General features: G+C 66.4%; 16 protein-coding genes. 9 read left to right on the top strand and 7 right to left on the bottom strand.

The genetic code is table 11. The features are described from left to right. Positions 1-63: 63 nt before the first annotated feature. Both ACFXKN_RS00430 and ACFXKN_RS00425 read left to right on the top strand, forming a co-directional pair. Positions 64-1,074, top strand: a complete 1,011-nt coding sequence (locus ACFXKN_RS00430) for a glutathione S-transferase family protein (protein ID WP_379432079.1) — start codon at positions 64-66, stop codon at positions 1,072-1,074. A 111-nt stretch (positions 1,075-1,185) separates the two neighbouring features. Continuing rightward, positions 1,186-2,268: a hypothetical protein gene (locus tag ACFXKN_RS00425; protein ID WP_379432078.1), complete on the top strand. Its 1,083-nt coding sequence runs from the start codon at positions 1,186-1,188 to the stop codon at positions 2,266-2,268. Here ACFXKN_RS00425 and ACFXKN_RS00420 read toward each other — a convergent pair. Further along, a complete protein-coding gene (locus ACFXKN_RS00420; protein ID WP_379432077.1) occupies positions 2,226-3,146 on the bottom strand; it encodes a D-alanyl-D-alanine carboxypeptidase family protein in 921 nt (306 codons plus the stop codon). The two genes, ACFXKN_RS00425 and ACFXKN_RS00420, sit on opposite strands and share 43 nt — an antisense overlap. Positions 3,147-3,206: 60 nt before the next feature. Continuing rightward, positions 3,207-3,542, bottom strand: coding sequence for a ferredoxin (gene fdxA / locus ACFXKN_RS00415; protein ID WP_378948427.1), 336 nt, complete (start codon positions 3,540-3,542; stop codon positions 3,207-3,209). Positions 3,543-3,650: 108 nt separating this feature from the next. Here fdxA and ACFXKN_RS00410 point away from each other — a divergent pair, with 108 nt between their 5' ends. Next, positions 3,651-4,595 carry a LysR family transcriptional regulator gene (locus ACFXKN_RS00410; protein ID WP_378948424.1) on the top strand — a complete coding sequence of 315 codons (945 nt, stop codon included), beginning with the start codon at positions 3,651-3,653 and terminating at the stop codon, positions 4,593-4,595. 47 nt (positions 4,596-4,642) lie between these two features. Here the strand turns inward: ACFXKN_RS00410 and rph are convergent, their stop codons facing one another. Then, positions 4,643-7,249 carry a rifamycin-inactivating phosphotransferase gene (gene rph, locus ACFXKN_RS00405; RefSeq protein WP_379432076.1) on the bottom strand — a complete coding sequence of 869 codons (2,607 nt, stop codon included), beginning with the start codon at positions 7,247-7,249 and terminating at the stop codon, positions 4,643-4,645. 447 nt (positions 7,250-7,696) lie between these two features. Here rph and ACFXKN_RS00400 point away from each other — a divergent pair, with 447 nt between their 5' ends. After that, positions 7,697-7,993 carry a hypothetical protein gene (locus ACFXKN_RS00400; protein WP_379432075.1) on the top strand — a complete coding sequence of 99 codons (297 nt, stop codon included), beginning with the start codon at positions 7,697-7,699 and terminating at the stop codon, positions 7,991-7,993. A gap of 127 nt (positions 7,994-8,120) precedes the next feature. Here ACFXKN_RS00400 and ACFXKN_RS00395 read toward each other — a convergent pair whose 3' ends face one another. Next, positions 8,121-9,383 carry a hypothetical protein gene (locus ACFXKN_RS00395; RefSeq protein WP_379432074.1) on the bottom strand — a complete coding sequence of 421 codons (1,263 nt, stop codon included), beginning with the start codon at positions 9,381-9,383 and terminating at the stop codon, positions 8,121-8,123. Between the two features lie 146 nt (positions 9,384-9,529). On the opposite strand from ACFXKN_RS00395, the gene ACFXKN_RS00390 reads away from it, so the two are divergent. Beyond that, positions 9,530-9,853 carry a hypothetical protein gene (locus tag ACFXKN_RS00390; RefSeq protein WP_379432073.1) on the top strand — a complete coding sequence of 108 codons (324 nt, stop codon included), beginning with the start codon at positions 9,530-9,532 and terminating at the stop codon, positions 9,851-9,853. A gap of 63 nt (positions 9,854-9,916) precedes the next feature. Then, positions 9,917-11,608: a dihydroxy-acid dehydratase gene (ilvD, locus tag ACFXKN_RS00385; RefSeq protein WP_378948408.1), complete on the top strand. Its 1,692-nt coding sequence runs from the start codon at positions 9,917-9,919 to the stop codon at positions 11,606-11,608. A 55-nt stretch (positions 11,609-11,663) separates the two neighbouring features. On the opposite strand, the gene ACFXKN_RS00380 is transcribed toward ilvD, so the two are convergent. Then, positions 11,664-12,791 (bottom strand): NADH:flavin oxidoreductase, encoded by a 1,128-nt coding sequence (locus tag ACFXKN_RS00380; RefSeq protein WP_379432072.1) that lies wholly within the window; start codon positions 12,789-12,791, stop codon positions 11,664-11,666. A gap of 114 nt (positions 12,792-12,905) precedes the next feature. On the opposite strand from ACFXKN_RS00380, the gene ACFXKN_RS00375 reads away from it, so the two are divergent. Continuing rightward, positions 12,906-13,361: a MarR family winged helix-turn-helix transcriptional regulator gene (locus ACFXKN_RS00375; RefSeq protein WP_379432071.1), complete on the top strand. Its 456-nt coding sequence runs from the start codon at positions 12,906-12,908 to the stop codon at positions 13,359-13,361. Here the strand turns inward: ACFXKN_RS00375 and ACFXKN_RS00370 are convergent. Beyond that, a complete protein-coding gene (locus ACFXKN_RS00370) occupies positions 13,350-14,084 on the bottom strand; it encodes an ATP-binding cassette domain-containing protein (protein ID WP_378948399.1) in 735 nt (244 codons plus the stop codon). The two genes, ACFXKN_RS00375 and ACFXKN_RS00370, sit on opposite strands and share 12 nt — an antisense overlap. 242 nt (positions 14,085-14,326) lie before the next feature. Here ACFXKN_RS00370 and ACFXKN_RS00365 point away from each other — a divergent pair, with 242 nt between their 5' ends. Further along, the gene (locus tag ACFXKN_RS00365; RefSeq protein ID WP_379432070.1) at positions 14,327-15,319 is read left to right on the top strand and encodes an AraC family transcriptional regulator ligand-binding domain-containing protein; all 993 of its coding nucleotides are present in this window, start codon (positions 14,327-14,329) and stop codon (positions 15,317-15,319) included. On the opposite strand, the gene ACFXKN_RS00360 is transcribed toward ACFXKN_RS00365, so the two are convergent. Further along, a complete protein-coding gene (locus ACFXKN_RS00360) occupies positions 15,309-15,500 on the bottom strand; it encodes a hypothetical protein (RefSeq protein ID WP_378948393.1) in 192 nt (63 codons plus the stop codon). The two genes, ACFXKN_RS00365 and ACFXKN_RS00360, sit on opposite strands and share 11 nt — an antisense overlap. Positions 15,501-15,735: 235 nt before the next feature. Here ACFXKN_RS00360 and ACFXKN_RS00355 point away from each other — a divergent pair, with 235 nt between their 5' ends. Then, positions 15,736-17,577 (top strand): glycoside hydrolase family 15 protein, encoded by a 1,842-nt coding sequence (locus ACFXKN_RS00355; protein WP_379432069.1) that lies wholly within the window; start codon positions 15,736-15,738, stop codon positions 17,575-17,577. Positions 17,578-17,588 lie beyond the last annotated feature (11 nt).

Below are 17,588 nucleotides of genomic sequence, written 5' to 3'. Positions count from 1 at the left end.
CGGCGACCAGCGTTGCGTAATCGGCCGCCTCACCCACCCGTGTAGGTGTGCGAGACTGGGGCGGTGAGCGATGCCGGTGCGGGCACCTACGTCGAGGCGGGCGAGTTCCGTCGCGACACCAACTACATCACCACGCGGATCACCGCCGACGGAGGTGATGGTTACCGCGTCGAACCGGGTCGGTACCGGCTCGTCGCGGCCAGGGCCTGTCCGTGGGCCAATCGCACGCTGATCGTGCGCAGGCTGCTCGGGCTCGAGCCGGTGCTGTCGCTCGGCCTGTGCGGACCCACGCACGACAAGCTCAGCTGGACCTTCGACCTGGATCCGGGCGAGGTCGATCCGGTCCTCGGCATCCACCGCCTGCGCGACGCCTATCTGGCCCGGTTCCCGGACTATCCCCGTGGGATCACCGTGCCCGCCGTGGTCGACATCGCGACCGGGCAGGTCGTCACCAACGACTACGCACAGATGACCCTCGATTTCTCGACCGAATGGATCGCCTACCACCGGCCGGGCGCACCGCAGCTCTATCCCGAACCGCTACGCGCGCAGATCGACGAGATCAACCGAGAAGTGTTCCGCGACATCAACAATGGTGTCTACCGCTGCGGTTTCGCCGGTGATCAGGAGGCCTACGACGCTGCCTATGACCGGCTCTTCGTCGCGCTCGACCGGCTCACGGAGCGGCTGAGCACCCAGCGCTACCTGGTCGGCGACACGATCACCGAGGCCGACGTGCGGCTGTTCACCACGCTGGCCCGTTTCGACCCCGTCTATCACGGCCATTTCAAGTGCAACCGCACCAAACTCACTGAGATGCCGGTGCTGTGGGCCTATGCCCGTGACCTGTTCCAGACCCCCGGTTTCGGCGACACCATCGACTTCGGGCAGATCAAGGAGCACTACTACGTCGTGCACCGCGACATCAACCCCACCGGAATCGTCCCCGCGGGGCCGGATCTGTCGAATTGGCTGACCCCGCACCACCGCGAGGAACTGGGTGGACGCCCCTTCGGCGACGGCACCCCGCCGGCGCCACCGGTGCCCGCTGAGCAGGTACCCGCGATCAGCTGAGGCGCTCACCGAATGTGTACCGGATAGTCAAGCGCGACAGCAGCTTCCGTTGACCGGTCCACCAAAACCGGTACGGATTGGTGTCAGTGGTCATCGCTAGCGTGCTCGGGTATGGACTCGATGCCCGATGGACGTTTCGCCGACTTGCTGACGCAGTTGCGTGCGAGCGACTTCCGCACGTTCGTCCGAGCCGACATCGAACAGGTATGCCGCACCGCGGGCTGGACGCTGACATACGACGGTGCGGTCGACATCCCGCACACACCCACCGGTGGCCGCATCCGCGACGACCGCGATCCGTATCCCGACGGCGAGCAACGGACGCAGCTGACCATCGCCGTCGCCACGATCGAGCCCGAACAGTTCCGCCGCTACCTGAACGTCGCGGTGGCGACGTGGGGTTCGCCCACCTGGTATTGCGGTCTGTCGGATCTCGGTGTCGGCTGGGTCGACGGCAAAACACTGCGCACACTCGGGCTTTCCGACTGGGGAGGCCTGTTCGTGCGGGTCGAGTCCACCGATTCCGATGCCAACAGCCGGTGGTGGAACTGGAAAACCCAGTACCGCTACCCCGATTTCGTCGACGCGGACGACCGCATTCCGGCCGATGAACACGACATCGAGCACAACAGCGCCGACGATTACGAGGTCAGCTTCACCTGGTCCGCCGGTTCGGGTGGCCGCGGCGCCGAGATCTGGAGCGTCTACACCCTCGGCCACCTGCGAGGCCTACTGACCGACCTGCTGCACAGCGTGCACTTGGCCATGCGCGCGCTCGGTCCCGGCCCCGAGCCCCTCGTCCTGCACTTCTTCGACCGCGACAAGACGCCGGATCGCTACGCCCAACTCGAGTTGTCCCCCACCGAGATCCGCCTGCGCGCGTTCACCACCGAGTCCACCCGCCCACACCTCGACCAGCTCGGCTTCGTGGACTGCGGTGACGGCAGCTCCACGCGGATGTGGCCGACCGAGCGCGATCAGGCACGGGCAGCCGCCACCGTCACCACGGTGTTCCTGCACCGGGTCGGGCTCGGCTCCGAGAAACTGACGATGACCGAGTCGGGGAATCCGCTACCGATCGACAACTTCTCGGTGGATTTGCAGGTCGACCTGGAGGGCGATGAGCTCAGCGACGCGGATCTCGCCGGTCGTCAGCCGCCGACTGGCTGCAGAACGCGCAGGATCGGGTCGTAGGCCCAGTTCAGCATGCGCTCGGCGTCCTGTCTCGCCGCGGCGCTGCTGTGGTCCGAGCTGTGGAGAACCACACCGATCAGCGGTATTCCCGCCCGGACCGTCTCGAACAACAGGCAGTGTCCCGCAGCGTTGGTGTTGCCGGTCTTGAGGCCGATGGTGCCGGGATATTCATCGAGCATGCGGTTCGTCGTTTCCCAGTGGTGCTCGCGGTTGGCGGGTCCGGCGGGAACATGGAAGTGCCGCGAACCGACGATCTCGCGGAACAGCGGCAGGTTCATCGCACGGACACCCAGCGCCACGAGATCCGCCGGTGTGGAATAGGTGGAGTGGTCGGTGGGGTACGGCATGCCGGCCGGGTCGCTGAAAAATGTTCCCGCCAAACCCATCACCCGCGCGGTGTCGTTCATCCTGGCCAGGAAACCGCCCTGGCCGGGACCGAACGACTCGGCGACGGTGTAGGCGGCGTCGCAGCCGGACGGCAGCAGCAGCGCGTACAAGAGCTGGCGCGCGGTGAGCACCTCGCCGGGCACCAACCCCGCGGTGCTTCCGTTTTCCCTGGCACAGTAGGCACCCGCTTCCTGCGGCACCGTCACCGGCCGTTCGAGGTCCCCGCTGAGGATCACGACCACCGCCGTCATCACCTTCGCGATACTGGCGATCGGAACCGGGGTGTTCGCCTCGCGCGACCACACGACCGTCCCGGTGAGCCCGTCCGCCAGCGCCGCACCTGACGCCTGCACACCGTCCGGCCCGGCCGCCGGCCACGGCAGCAGACCGTCGGCACTCCCGGAGGGTGCAGCGGCCGCAACGCCGTGACCAGCGGCGACGATCAGAACTCCGACAGTGACGGCGTGCAACACCTTGGCGAATGTCCGCATGGCGACATTCTGGCGCACAACTAGACCGACCTGCGGGATTTACCGCCTCGATTCGCAGAACTACACCTCGAACTCCCGCACAAAGGCCGTATCGACGCCGAGTACCCCGACCGATGTCGCGCCACCCGGCTGACCGAGTGGCTCGGCTCGGCCGGGCAGTGGTTCGTGGAAGAAGCGGGCGTTCTCAGTGATGAACTGTTCTTGGCCCGGCGGCAGATCGTCTTCGTAATAGATCGCTTCGACCGGGCAAGCCGGTTCGCACGCCCCGCAGTCGATGCACTCGTCGGGCTGGATGTAGGCCATCCGATTGCCGATGAAGATGCAGTCGATCGGGCACTCCTCGATGCAGGCCCGATCCAGGATGTCCACGCAGGCGGCGCCGATCACGAACGTCACGGTGTTCTCCTCAGCTGTAGTGACCCGCGACTTGCGGTAATGCTGATCCTGGTGCGAGTGCGCACCGCCCGGTAGACCCCGATCCCCACCACCTCGTAAGGTTTCCTTATGAGCTTGCCGCCGGGAACACCTGATCTGGAGGTGCTCGAGCTCCTGGTGTCGGTGGCGGAGCTGGGCAGCCTCGGTGCCGCCGCGCGCAGACACGGCATCAGCCAACCCGCGGTCGGCATGCGGATCAGCGCGTTGGAACGGCGACTGCGTCTGCGGCTGCTCGATCGCGGACCCACCGGTTCGGCATTGACCGATGCCGGTTCAGCGGTGGTCGAATTGGGTCGCCCGGTGCTGGCCGCGAGCCTTGCCTTGATGGACGGCGTCGCGAACCTGCACCGTGAGCTGGCACCACAACTGCATGTGATCGCCTCGAAAACCATTGCCGACCACCGGATTCCGCAGTGGCTCGCGGCATTGCGGAAGCTTCGACCCGAGCTTGCCGTCGAACTGGATGTGGCGAATTCTCTCCAGGTGACCACGGCGGTCCGCGATCGCGAGGTCGTGCTCGGGTTCGTCGAGGGACCGCAGGCGCCCTCGGGATTGGGTAGCCGGGTACTTGTGGCCGACGAGCTCGTCGTCGTTGTCGCACCGACCCATCCGTGGGCGACCCGCGCTCGCCCGGTGAGTCCGCGCGAACTCGCCGACACGCCCCTGGTGTGGCGCGAGAAGGGCTCCGGAACCAGGGACACGGTCTGGGCGGCGCTCGAAATTCACGGTACCCCCGCGCGACCTGCGGCCGAACTCGGTTCCGCCGCAGCAATTCTCGCGACCACCCGCAGCGGCCTCGCCCCCGCGGTGGTCAGCCGTCTGATCGTCGCCCACGAGCTACGCGCGGGCACCCTGCACGAGGTGGACCTGGCCGACTCGATAGTTCTGACCCGAAAATTCCGCGCCATCTGGCACCGCCGCACGCCACCATCGGGCCCCGCGGCCGACCTCGTCGACCTGGCCGCCCGCATCGAACAAGCCCGTCCGGCGGCGCGACGACCGCCGAGAAACTGATCAGCCACACCTACGCGCATGTCCGCCATCGTTCAAAGCTCCCATAACTACGGCTGCGAGAGGATCTCGACGTAGCCGTCGGTGCCGTTCACCCGGATCCGCTGCCCGTCGCGGATCCGCTCGGTGGCGTGTTCCACGCCGACAACAGCGGGCAGGCCGTATTCGCGGGCGATCACCGCACCGTGGGTCATCAGGCCGCCCACTTCGGTGACCAGTCCCGCGATCGCGACGAACAGCGGGGTCCAGCTCGGATCGGTGTAGGCGGTGACCAGGATGTCACCCGATTCGAGGTCGGCCTGTGCGATATCGGAGATGACGCGGGCGCGGCCCTCGATCGTCCCGGCCGACACGGCCAAGCCGGCCAGTGCGCCGACGGGTAGGTCTTCACGCCGATACGCCCCGGTGAGCGCTTCGCCGTCGGAGGTGAGCACTCTTGGCGCGGTGAGGGACTCATACGAACGGAACGCGTCTTTTCGTGCGTCGATGAGTTCGAGGTCGGCTCGCTGCGTGCGAACTACCTCGTGCAGCTCATCGAATCCGAGGTAGAAGATGTCGTCGGACTCGCGTAGTACCCCGGACTCCACGAGTCGTTCGGCCTCGCGCAACAGCGTCTGCTTGTAGACGAAGTAGCGGCTGACCATGCCGTACTTCGGGTACTCCCGATATCCGGCGAAGATGCGGACACGCTCGATCATCTGCTCGGTCTCGACGGATTTCTGCTCCCCGTCGGGTAGGGCGCGCAGGCGTCGCAGGATCTGTTGTCCCTTCTGCTCGGCGTCGCGCAAGCCGTCCTCGAAACGCTGTCTACCCGCGCCCGGTCCGAAGTTCTTGATATTGCCGAGGATTGTCGGCACCAACGTGGCGGGGCTCTCGCTCCATCGCGGCCTGGTGATGTCGATTTCGCCGGTGCAGCGCATGCCATACGTGTCGAGGAAGTCCTCGATCGAGGCCCGCGCCTCGTCGCCGCCCGGATAGTCGGCCAGACCGATCAGGAAATCGTCGCCCCCGATCTGCTCCAGATACGCCACCACTTCCGGGTGCGGTCGGATCACGTCGGCGACCTCCAGCAGTGCCAGACCCATTTCCGATGTCACGTTCCCGGGAACCGACTGGGTGAGGGCGTCGGCGGCGCTCTTCTCACCCAGCCATTCTCGCAACCGATCGTTGAGCCACTCCGTGGCATCCATCGCGGCCATGATCACCTGTAAACCCCTCGGCGCGAACAGGACCCGGCGCAGTTCCTCCTGGATATCGGACCGGATGAAGTCGAGCAGCGCGGGTCCGGACAGGTCCCCGATGTCGCGCTTCATGGCCGCGAGAGACGCCTCACTCTCGGCGATCAGTCCGGTGACGATATCGGGATCGGTCTCGATCGGTGCGGGGGCAATACCGAACGGCGCGGCTGGTGTGCCGGAATCCTCTTCTGGGACTTGACGAACGAAATCGCCGCGTTCGAGCACCGCCCGTAGCGCGTCCCCCATCAACGGGTCGGATTTGCCGAGGCGCGCTGCCAAGGCGGCGCCTTTCGCGGGTGACGACACCATCGCGGTGACGTCGACGAACAACCGGCCGCCCGCGTCGCGCATCGGCGCATTGCTCGTCAGCTGCCACACCGAGATCCCCAGCGGCTTCATCGCGTCGGTCATCATCTGCTGATGGCCGACCGACACGTAGACGTGGTTCTCCCCGTCGGCGGCGGCAGGGATCGGGAACAGCGTCGTGATCGGCCTGCTCTGCACGATGCGGAAATCATCACCGTCCGAACACCATTCGATGTCCTGGGGACTCCCGAAATGCGCTTCGACACGGCGGCCGAGCTGTGCGAGTCGCAGCACCTCGACATCGGAGAGCACCGGCTCGTTTCGGCGCTCCCGCGCGATCTCGCTCACCTGCGTTCCGCCCGTCGGCACCGGCTCCACGGCGACCTTCTCGGTCGCGATCGCCTTGCCGATGATGTGGTCGTCGCGAACCTGATAGACGTCGGCGTTCACGAGCCCTGATACGAGCGCCTCACCGAGACCGAAACCGGCGTCGATGGACACGACGGTCCGGTCGGAGGTGACAGGGTCGGCCGTCATCAGGATGCCCGCGGCGCGCGCGAATACCATCCGCTGCACAACGACGCCCATCTGACTCTTCTTCTGGTCGAAGCCATTTCGCAGTCGATAGGTGACGGCCCGCTCGGTGAACAGCGAACCCCAGCACCGGCGCACATGCTCGAGGATCGCCGCCGATCCCATCACATTCAGAAAGGTGTCCTGCTGACCGGCGAACGACGCGGTGGGCAGGTCCTCGGCCGTGGCACTGGATCGCACGGCGTAGGCGCCGTCGATTCCGAGCCGAGCATGCGCGGCGAGGATCGCCTCCGCTACCTCGGCGGGCACGACCAGTTCCTCGACCGAGCGCCGGAGCTGGGCGCTCAGCGCGGAAATCGCCGCCCGATCCCCCGGCTCGACGCGCGACAACTCGTCGAGCCGATCGTCGAGCGACATCGCCCCCGCCACCGTCCGTGCGAAGGCATCGGTCGTGACGCAGAAGCCGTCCGGTACCTCGACACCGTCGATTCGCGACAATTCACCGAGGTTCGCACCCTTACCGCCGACGATCGCGACCTGCGTCCGATCGATCTCGCTGAACCCGAGCACAAAGGCCATCCCCGCTACTCCTCACCTGGTGGTTTCGGTCTTTCGCGAGCGATTATGGACCAGGAATCAGCGCCTCATGAGGGCCCGGAATCGTGTATACAGTAGAAGGGGGAAGCAGCGAGGGGGCTCGCGCGCCTGACACGGGCGGCAAATCCGGGACCAACCCATCTTCCGATCGACCGCAGTTCCGATCGGTGCCGATTCGTCAAGGTTGCCGCCTTGTGAGACAACGGGTCCCATCGAACACTCGGAGCCGGATGCTGCCCGCATGGCACGCCTTCGTGTCCATGTTGCCGATCGATTGCGGATGCCGAGATTTTCACCTCGCCCGCCGATCCAGGCCGTCCGCGACCCCGAATACCTGACAGATCAGCAAGTACGCAGCATCCCGCCATCGGACGCACGATGAGGTGTCGACCACTCCACCCGCAACACCGGCTTGCTTGTGAGGACAACATGGTCACCGAGAACCCCTGTGATGCCACACCCGCCCAGACTTCGACCGAGCGTGACTCGCCGGCCGAACCGGGGCCGCCGTCGTGGGCAGCGCCCGCCCTACTGTTCTCGATGCTGATGCTCGGCCTCGACCTGGTGGCGTTGATTCCGCTCGGCGCCTGGATGCGCGACTACGGCATCGGCCTGGTCGGCTCGGTCTACCTGCTCCACGTACTGGCGTCGACCGCGGTGGCCGCCTGGACCGTGAGCCTGTTCCCGTTCCATCTCGATATCGAACCCGATCAGCAGCCATTCTGAATTGTGGGTGAACACCTGAATCGAACTCGCACCCCGCGCCCCTCCGATGTGCCGCGAACAATCGGCAGCGACCTGACGAATGTCCGACTTATCGTGCTGGCGTTGATAATCGGCGCCACCCAGTTTGTCAACGCAGGTCGAGGTCGGTGACGGTCTCGGGGTCGAGAGCGATACGGGCATGCCAGGTCGGCGGCTCCCACGGATCGGGGGCCATCCCCTGATAGCGGGCCTCGAGGTCGATATAGCGGGCGCCGTCCACTTCGGCGGCCACGAATCGGTAGTCGTACCAGGTGAGGTCCGATCCGGTCGGCACATGGAGTTCGGTACTGTCACTGGTGCCGTTGGCGTCCTCGATCGCTTCCCTGGTCTCGAGTTCGCGGACCAGAATCGGCACCGCCGCATAGAGTTCCAGGCTGGCCGCGGTCGTGAACCGGTCCGCCGGATACGGGCCGTTCCAAGCTGCCGGATCGGCGAGTACCACGTCCTGGAGCGGCTCGACGACAACGCGGTTCGACGCCGTCGGGGCGGATTTCGCCGCGCTGCAACCGGATTGACCGCGCAGAAGCGCATTAAGGGTGACCAAGACCGAGGTGGGTTGTCCGGATCCCGGTGCCGCCCCGGTCGACCAGTGCGGTGGGCTGTCTTGGTCGTTGTCTGCCATGAGCTCGATGACCGTGGCCGCTTCGTCGCCATCGATCGTGGCGCACAGCACCGTCCCATAGCCGCCGACACCCAGCGGGCGCTGCGTCAGCGGGATCGCGAACGGCCAGCTGATCGGTGCGGGCAACTGCTCGTCGTCCTCGGGGACCGCGGGCTGGAACGCCACATCGAGGGCGGTCGGGGTGTACGGCGCACGTCGCTGCACCGTGAGCTGTTCGTCGTCGGGCAGAGCTCGCAAGCGATCGATCACGCCCCCCAACCGGCGCACCTCACCATTGCCCGATCGCGCACCGGGCTCGGTGTCCAAGCCGTAGACCGACACACCGACCGGCCCATCGAAGTTCGCGTACACCGATGTTGTGGGCTGGTCCGTGGACGGTGAGAGTTCGCGGTAGTGGTCATCGTTGAAGGAGAGTTCGTCGAACCACGCCCGAACCTGCTCGATACCTTCCTCGGTGAGCCGGGCCCAGTACACGCCGAACGCGCTCTGCTCGGCGCCGTCGTCCACGTTGGTGAAAACCGTACCGTCGCGCCGCAATTCGAAGAAGGGTACGCGTCGGCTCCCCACTCGTTCGGTGTGCAGGAACCCCGGCGACTCCGCGATCGACACCAACACGTCCGCGTCACGCGCGGCGGGCGGATCGTTCTCTCCCCGCCCGAACACAGTGCACGCACTGAGCAACGACACCGCGATGAGCATCGCACCGAGAACATCGGATCGGCGGGCCATATCCGAGCCTAACCCCGAGAGTTGTTCCCGCACAGTTCATCCGTGTGATCTTCGGCGGCCGAGTGGCCGCCCACTTCCGGTGGGCGCATCATTGACGTATCGCCGACTCTCAGACCGGGGGCATCTGGCAGCATCCGATCGCGGTCGTGGTCGGTGAGCAACCGACTCCTTTCCAGTTCGTCGCAGGGCTGGCCGATGTGACCAATGTGGTCACCAACCTCGGCAGCAGCGGCCTGGAATACATCAACGCCGACACCACGCTCACGTTGACCCGGCTTCCCGAAGGGGACGAAGCAGGCCTGGTCGGCCTCGACCGGATATCCCAGGACGGTATCGCGGTCGGCACTGCGGCGATGTATGACCGCAAAGGCGTATTCGGTACCGCGACAGTCAGTTCCATCGCCGATGCCCGAGGTCCCGCGGACCTGGGCGCTATCGGGACGTCATCGTCCTCGGTTGCCATCGGGTAGACCGCACCGTTCGTCGCTGCGCCATCGTGGCGATTTCGCGACCCGGGATCGTAGGCTTGCGCTATGGCACACGACACCGAACAGCCCGTCGACATCAAGCCACGCTCGCGCGATGTCACGGACGGACTCGAGAAAACTGCCGCCCGCGGCATGCTTCGCGCTGTCGGCATGGGTGACGAGGACTGGGTCAAACCACAGATCGGTGTGGCCTCCAGCTGGAACGAGATCACCCCGTGCAACCTCTCGCTCGACCGGCTGGCCAAGGCGGTCAAGCGCGGCGTGCACGCCGGGGGTGGTTATCCGCTCGAGTTCGGCACGATATCGGTGTCCGACGGCATCTCGATGGGGCACGAGGGGATGCATTTCTCGCTGGTCAGCCGCGAGATCATCGCCGACTCCGTCGAGACCGTGATGATGGCCGAGCGCCTCGACGGTTCGGTTCTGCTCGCGGGCTGCGACAAGAGCCTGCCGGGCATGCTGATGGCCGCCGCGCGTCTGGATCTGGCCAGTGTCTTCCTCTACGCGGGTTCGACGTTGCCCGGCAATATCGATGGCAAGGACGTCACGATCATCGACGCTTTCGAGGCTGTCGGCGCGTGCATCAAAGGGCTGATCACCCGTGCGGAGGTCGATCGCATCGAGCGGGCGATCTGTCCGGGTGAAGGCGCGTGCGGCGGCATGTACACGGCCAACACCATGGCCTCGGCGGCCGAGGCACTCGGGATGAGCCTGCCCGGGTCGGCCGCCCCGCCCGCCCCCGACCGTCGTCGTGACGACTACGCAGAGAAGTCAGGAGAAGCCGTCGTCGGGTTGCTGCGCAAGGGGATCACCGCACGCGACATCATGACGATGGAGGCGTTCGAGAACGCCATCACGGTTGTCATGGCGCTCGGCGGGTCGACCAACGCGGTGCTGCACCTGCTGGCCATCGCCCGTGAGGCCGGTGTCGACCTCACCCTCGCCGACTTCAACCGCGTCGGTGACAAGGTGCCGCATCTGGGCGATCTCAAGCCCTTCGGTCGTTACGTCATGAACGATGTCGACCGGGTCGGCGGCATTCCCGTCGTGATGAAAGCCCTCTTGGACGCGGGTCTCATGCACGGCGACGTCATGACCGTCACCGGCGCGACCATGGCCGAGAACCTCGCCCATATCGAACTCGGCCTCGACGGTGATGTCATTCGGCGCCTCGATCGGCCGATCCACCGGACGGGCGGACTCACCATCCTGCACGGCTCGCTCGCACCCGAAGGTGCCGTCGTGAAGAGCGCCGGATTCGACTCCGATGTCTTCCGCGGCACGGCTCGGGTGTTCGACGGGGAACGTGGGGCGATGAACGCGCTCGAGGACGGCACGATCGTGGCCGGTGATGTGGTGGTCATCCGTAATGAAGGGCCGAAGGGCGGACCCGGCATGCGCGAGATGCTCGCCATCACTGGCGCGATCAAAGGTGCCGGCCTCGGCAAGGACGTCCTGCTGCTCACCGACGGCCGATTCTCCGGCGGCACAACCGGATTGTGCGTGGGCCATGTCGCGCCCGAGGCCGTGGACGGCGGTCCGATCGCCTTCGTCCGCGACGGCGACCCGATCGTCCTCGACGTCGCCAACCGCATCCTCGACGTCGAGATCGACGAGAGCGAACTCGCCGCGCGCAAGGTCGGCTGGGAACCGCTCCCACCCAAGTACACCTCGGGCGTGCTGGCGAAGTACCGCAAGCTCGTCAGCTCGGCCGCGCACGGCGCCGTCACCGGCTGACCCGCGACCCTGATCCCCACGGCCACCGCGCGGGGATCAGGGCGTCGATGGTCGCTCAGCTCAGTGTGTTGAGCGCCGCTCCGTGGTACGCCTTCACCTCGTCGATCCGCCCCGCCAGGACCTTGGACGCCCACTCCGGGTCCTGGAGAAGGGCGCGGCCGACGGCGACCATGTCGAATTCGTCGCGCTCCATGCGGTCGAGGAGGTTGTCCAGGCTGCCGAGCTCGGCGCCTTGGCCCGAGAACGCACGGAGGAAGTCACCGTCGAGGCCGACCGAACCGACGGTGATGGTCGGCCTGCCGGTGAGCTTCTTGGTCCAGCCGGCCAGGTTCAGGTCCGAGCCATCGAACTCCGGGAGCCAGTAGCGGCGGGTGGAGGCGTGGAAGGCGTCGACACCGGCCGCCGCGAGCGGGGCCAGGATCGCCTCCAGCTCCTGCGGGGACTCGGCGAGCCGCGCGTCGTAGGCCTCCTGCTTCCACTGCGAGTAGCGGAAGATCACCGGGAACTCGGGCGAGACCACCGACCGGACGGCGGCCACGATCTCGGCCGCGAACCTCGTCCGGGCCACCGCGTCACCGCCGTAGACATCGTCACGACGGTTCGTCCGCGCCCAGAGGAACTGGTCGAGGAGATAGCCGTGGGCACCGTGCAGTTCGACGCCGTCGAAGCCGATGCGCTCGGCGGCCGCGGCGGCCTCGGCGAACGCGCCGATGACGTCGTCCAGGTCACGCTGGGTCATCGCCTTGCCGGTGCCCTCGGTGCCATCGACGCGAATGCCGGAGGGGCCGACGGCAGGCGCGTCGACATAGGGCGGTTCGCCCTGGTTGCGGACCATGCCGATGTGCCACAGCTGCGGCACGATCGTGCCACCCGCCGCGTGTACGTCCTCGACGACCTTGGCCCACCCCGCCAACTGCTCCTCGCCGTGGAACCGCGGCACACGATCGCTCTGCCCGGCCGAATCGTGGCCGACATAGGTCCCCTCGGTGACGATCAGGCCAACGCCGGCGGCGGCGCGGCGGGCGTAGTACGACCGCACGTCGTCACCGGGAACGCCGCCCGGCGAGAACATTCGCGTCATCGGCGCCATCACGATGCGGTTCGGGACGGTCAGACCGTTCAGCGCGACGGGCCGTGACAGGATCTCGGCCGTGCGGGAGACCTCGGACGGGGTGACGATCACTGGCTACTCCTCAGAGCTACTTGACAACATCGATGGTTGAGAACTTCAAGCAATGCCCACACGCTAGAGGCAAATATTTGAGATAGTCAAGTTTCTGCGGATAAGCTGACCCTCATGGAAGACGCTCCGCGCATCGATTCGGCCCAGCTCATGGAGCTGCTCTCGGTGTCGCTCGGGGTCTATTACGGGGACTTCACCGCCGCGGCCGCGAGTGAGAACCTCACCGCGAGCCAGGGCAAAACGCTGACCGTGCTGCGCCGAGGCCCCGTCGCGATGCGTGCCCTGGCCGACACCTTGGGCTGCGACGCGTCCAATGTCACCGGAATCATCAACCGGCTGGAGAAGCGTGGCCTCGTGCGCCGCGAGGCCAGCGCCTCCGACCGCCGCGTCACCCATCTCGTCATCACGCCCGAGGGCGAGCAGGTCACCGATTCGATCCGGGCGAAGATGCGCGCCACCCAAGAAGGCCTGACGAGACTCACCGACCGAGACCGGGACTGTCTCTACGCCCTGCTGGAACGCGTTTTCGTCACCCGCGGTTCGTGCCGGCCAGCAGAATCAGAGGCTTGATCCGAGAAGGGCCCGCACGAACGTATCGGTCGAGTTGGTCAGCTCCGCGGTCGTCCCTGCGGCAAGGACTCGGCCCGCGTGCAGAATCACCATTCGGTCGGCGAAGCCGCCCTGAGTCAGCATCCGCACCTCGTTGCTGACCACGAGTACCGCCGCGCCGGAGTCAGCGTAGTCGCGCAAAGATCTCCACACCCCGTACGCCGTTCCCCTATCGAGGGAATTGGTAGGTCCATCCGCGATGAGGATGGACGGAGCGGGTAGCAGCGCGGCGGCCAGTGCGGCTCGTTGGATCTGGCCTCCTGAATGTTGATGCGGGAGAAGGTCCAAGGTGTCGGTGGGATAGTGCGCCGCGGCGCATGCTCGCTCGACAGTCCACGCTCGGTGCCGTCGCTCCAGAATTCGCAACTGGGCGCCCACCGTCTTGTCGGTGTCGAAGGCGGTCACACCCTCTTGAGGCACGTAGCCGACGACACGCTCACGCAGAGCCGGCCATCGCTCACCGGTCACGGTCTCACCATTGATCACGACACGCCCCTGCGATCGCGCCGTGGCGGGCAATCGTCCTGTGAGAGCCGAACCAACCATTGTTTTGCCGGCACCGGGCGCGCCGAGCACGGCGGTGATCTCACCGACAGGCACAACAAGGTCGACCTCCGTGAGCACGGTTTCGCTCCATCGACCGGTGTCTATGCGGACGGTCAGGCAGCACAGTTCAGCGGTCATAAGCCAGCTTTCTGGACGAGGGGCCGGTGCCGATGCGTCACGCGTTTTGCGGGCACAGGCTACTCGGGACCAAGAATATCCGGCCCTCTACGAACATGACACGGTCGAATACTGTAGAACCGGATCACACCAAAGGTGCCGATCTCGAAACGACAGACGTTGACCGACGGACTCTCCCCTATCGGTCGACGTCTGCAGCCGCGACCCGTTCGCCGATCGGCATGCTGCCACGAGGAGACGTCATGGCTACCGACCAGAGTTTGCTGCATCGTTTCGTCATCTCCCAGTTCGACGCTGCCGGGCTGGATCGCGCGCAGCTGATTCGCGACACCGGGGTCCCGGATTGGTCGATGACCGGCCACGACGTGCATCTACCCAGTGCGACGTTCTCCCGGCTGTGGGAGATCGGCGAACATCGTCTCGGCCCGGACGTCGCCCTGCAGGTCGCCCGGCGCTACAAGCTGTCCAGCCTGGGCCTGTACGACTACCTGTTCGCGTCCGCGCCGACGCTGGGCGCCGGGCTCGCCACCTGCGGTCCCTACATCACCGCGGTCACCACCAATCACCGGTTCGACCTGGTGTCCGAGGCCGAGGGCGAGTCCACCCTGTACCTCGAGATGCTCGATGGTGAAGGTCGTGGAAGGGACCACACCCAACTGTGGGGATTGTCGGCCGTCCTGAGCCGCGCGCGCCGGGTCGTCGACGATCCGTTGAACCCGGTGCGCATCTCGCTGCGCCAGGCCGCTCCCGCGCGCGTCGGCGGGTTTCGCGCCGTCTTCGGTTCCGCCACGCTGGAATTCGACGCACCAGCCGATTCCATGACCTTCCGCGCGACTGACCTGGATCTGCCACTGACCACCGCGGATCCAGTACTTGCCGCCGTCCTGCAGCCGCTGGCCGCCGCGCTGGCACCCCCACCAACCCTGGCCTCGGCCTGGCCCGAACGGGTGGCCGACGCCTTGGACGAAGCGATCGAGGCCGGGGTGGTCTCCCTCGATACTGTCGCCCGGATCCTCAACGTCAGCCCCCGAACGTTGCAACGACGGCTGACCGAATCGGGCACGACTTGGCGGGCCGAACTGGACCGCGCCCGCAGCGCCCGGTTATCGCAAGCGGTGTCGCTCAGCGGCACCAGGCAAGCCGAGCTACTCGGGTACTCCGATGCGGGCTCGCTGCGCAGGGCGGCCCGACGCTGGTCGGCGGGTGCCCATCCGGTCCGGGCCATCACGTCCTGAGGTAGGTCGAGGCGATCCGCCAGAACGTATCCCGTTCCAACAGCCGGAAATCCCACCCATCGATGATGTCCCGGAACGCAGTGACTATCCCGGCGACGTCGAAATCGTCACGGGTCGCGGTTCCTTTTGCTTCCAGCGCGGAGATCACATAGGCGGTGGCGCTCTCCCTCGTAACCGACACCGCGCACTCCCATCGTTCGCAGACCGACAATACGAAAGCAAGTGTCGAATTCCATCGGGGCCACGACAAGGACAGAATGCGCCAATCTCGTGCCGAACGCGCCAACCTCGTCGAGCCGTCGTCCACGGACCTGGCGCGGGGATTCACCCGTTCCGGGTGAGGGCGTCGCCGACGTCGGCTGGTTTGCTGAATCTCGCCGCCCGCACGGACGGGCGGTCCGAGGCGAGGAGCGTTCGTGAACACGTACCCGCCGATCGACGAGCACGGCATCGTCGGCGATTTGCAGACCGCGGCGCTGGTGTCGGCCGCCGGGACGATCGACTGGTGGTGCGCTCCCCGATTCGATTCACCGAGCGTGTTCGCCTCGCTGCTCGACAGCGAGAAGGGCGGACATTGTTCGCTCGCCGTCGAACCAACCAGTGCGGTGACCGTCCGGCAGCTCTACCTTCCGGATACCGCCATCCTGTTGACGCGGTTCTCCGGACCCGACGGCGTGGGCGAGGTCGCCGATTTCATGGAACCGATTCGCGGCACCGAACCCGCCGCACGGCACAGGCTGGTACGGGTCGTGCGAGTGGTACGCGGCAGTCTGACGTTCACCCTCGCGTGCCGCCCCCGGTTCGACTACGCACGCGCCACCCACACCCTCGATCTAGTCGACGAACGAACCGCCGTCTTCCGTTCCGCCACCGCCGATCTGCACCTACAGTCCACCGACCCGATCACCCTGCACGCCGACGGCGCGGACATCACCGCGCGATTCACACTGTCCGCTGGTGAGCGAGCGGCGGTGGTGCTGACCACCAGCTCGGCCGGCGCGGGAGTCTCGTCGGCACCGGCGTGGACATCGATCGCCCACGAATTCGACCAGTGCCGTCTGTTCTGGCAGACCTGGTTGCGCTCGTCCACCTACCGCGGGCGCTGGCGCGACATGGTCAACCGTTCCGCGATCACCCTCAAACTGCTCACCTACGCCCCGACCGGCGCGCCGATCGCCGCAGCCACCATGGGATTGCCCGAACAGATCGGGGGCGAACGCAATTGGGACTATCGCTACACCTGGATCCGGGACGCCTCGCTGTCGGTGCGCGCGCTGGTCGACCTCGGTTTCACGGAAGAGGCCTATGCCTTCCGTCGCTGGCTGCGCGAACGGGCCGAAGCAGGCGGCACCGCCTCCGGCGAACCCTTGCAGATCATGTACCGCGTCGACGGCGACCCCCACCTGGACGAAGTGGCCCTGACCCATCTGGAGGGATATCAGCGCTCGGCGCCGGTGCGGGTGGGCAATGGGGCAGCTGACCAGATCCAGCTCGATATCTACGGCGAGGCAGCCGACGCGCTGGCGCAGGCATCGGATATGGCCGCCATTGCCGGCTGGCGGACATTCACCGGCCTCATCGACTGGCTCGCGGACAACTGGGACCGCCCCGATGAAGGTATCTGGGAAACCCGTGGCGGTCGCCAGGAATTCACCTACAGCCGACTGATGACCTGGGTGGCCTTCGACCGCAGCATCCGCATGGCGACCGAGCACGCCAGACCCGCCGACGTGACCCGCTGGACAGCCGAACGCGACGCGGTCTTCCGGCAGATCGTCGAACGGGGCTGGAGCGACAAACGCCAGGCATTCGTGCAGCACTACGCCACCGACGTACTGGACGCCTCGCTGCTGCTCATGCCCCGAATGGGGTTCCTCTCCCCCACCGACCCGATGTGGCTGAGCACGCTCGACGCGATGGACAAGGAGCTGGTCAGTGACAGCCTGGTCTACCGATACGACCCCGCGGCATCACCCGACGGCCTGCGCGGCGCCGAAGGCACCTTCAACCTGTGCAGCTTCCTCTATGTCGAAGCCCTCGCCCGGACCGGGCGCCTGCAACAGGCCCGCTACGCCTTCGACAAGATGCTCACCTACGCCAACCACGTCGGCCTGTTCGCCGAGGAGATCGGTCCCTCCGGCGAGCAGCTGGGCAACTTCCCTCAGGCCTTCACCCACCTGGCCCTGATCACCGCGGCCATCGCGCTCGACGAAGAACTCGATCGGGTCGAGGACGAGCCGCCGTCGACGACGCACTGATCCGGCGAGCG

The sequence above is a fragment of the Nocardia sp. NPDC059195 genome (assembly GCF_042754695.1).
Classification (GTDB): Bacteria; Actinomycetota; Actinomycetes; order Mycobacteriales; family Mycobacteriaceae; genus Nocardia.
Note: the sequence above shows the minus strand (reverse complement) of the source record. Positions and strands in the feature narration are given on the sequence as shown.

What these genes read in the sequence shown, in the direction of transcription:
- ACFXKN_RS00425 (WP_379432078.1), top strand. Translation starts at nt 1,186, where the DNA reads ATGGACTCGATGCCCGATGGACGTTTCGCCGACTTGCTGACGCAGTTG.
- ACFXKN_RS00420 (WP_379432077.1), bottom strand. Translation starts at nt 3,146, where the DNA reads ATGCGGACATTCGCCAAGGTGTTGCACGCCGTCACTGTCGGAGTTCTG.
- ACFXKN_RS00410 (WP_378948424.1), top strand. Translation starts at nt 3,651, where the DNA reads ATGAGCTTGCCGCCGGGAACACCTGATCTGGAGGTGCTCGAGCTCCTG.
- rph (WP_379432076.1), bottom strand. Translation starts at nt 7,249, where the DNA reads ATGGCCTTTGTGCTCGGGTTCAGCGAGATCGATCGGACGCAGGTCGCG.
- ACFXKN_RS00400 (WP_379432075.1), top strand. Translation starts at nt 7,697, where the DNA reads ATGGTCACCGAGAACCCCTGTGATGCCACACCCGCCCAGACTTCGACC.
- ACFXKN_RS00395 (WP_379432074.1), bottom strand. Translation starts at nt 9,383, where the DNA reads ATGGCCCGCCGATCCGATGTTCTCGGTGCGATGCTCATCGCGGTGTCG.
- ilvD (WP_378948408.1), top strand. Translation starts at nt 9,917, where the DNA reads ATGGCACACGACACCGAACAGCCCGTCGACATCAAGCCACGCTCGCGC.
- ACFXKN_RS00375 (WP_379432071.1), top strand. Translation starts at nt 12,906, where the DNA reads ATGGAAGACGCTCCGCGCATCGATTCGGCCCAGCTCATGGAGCTGCTC.
- ACFXKN_RS00370 (WP_378948399.1), bottom strand. Translation starts at nt 14,084, where the DNA reads ATGACCGCTGAACTGTGCTGCCTGACCGTCCGCATAGACACCGGTCGA.
- ACFXKN_RS00365 (WP_379432070.1), top strand. Translation starts at nt 14,327, where the DNA reads ATGGCTACCGACCAGAGTTTGCTGCATCGTTTCGTCATCTCCCAGTTC.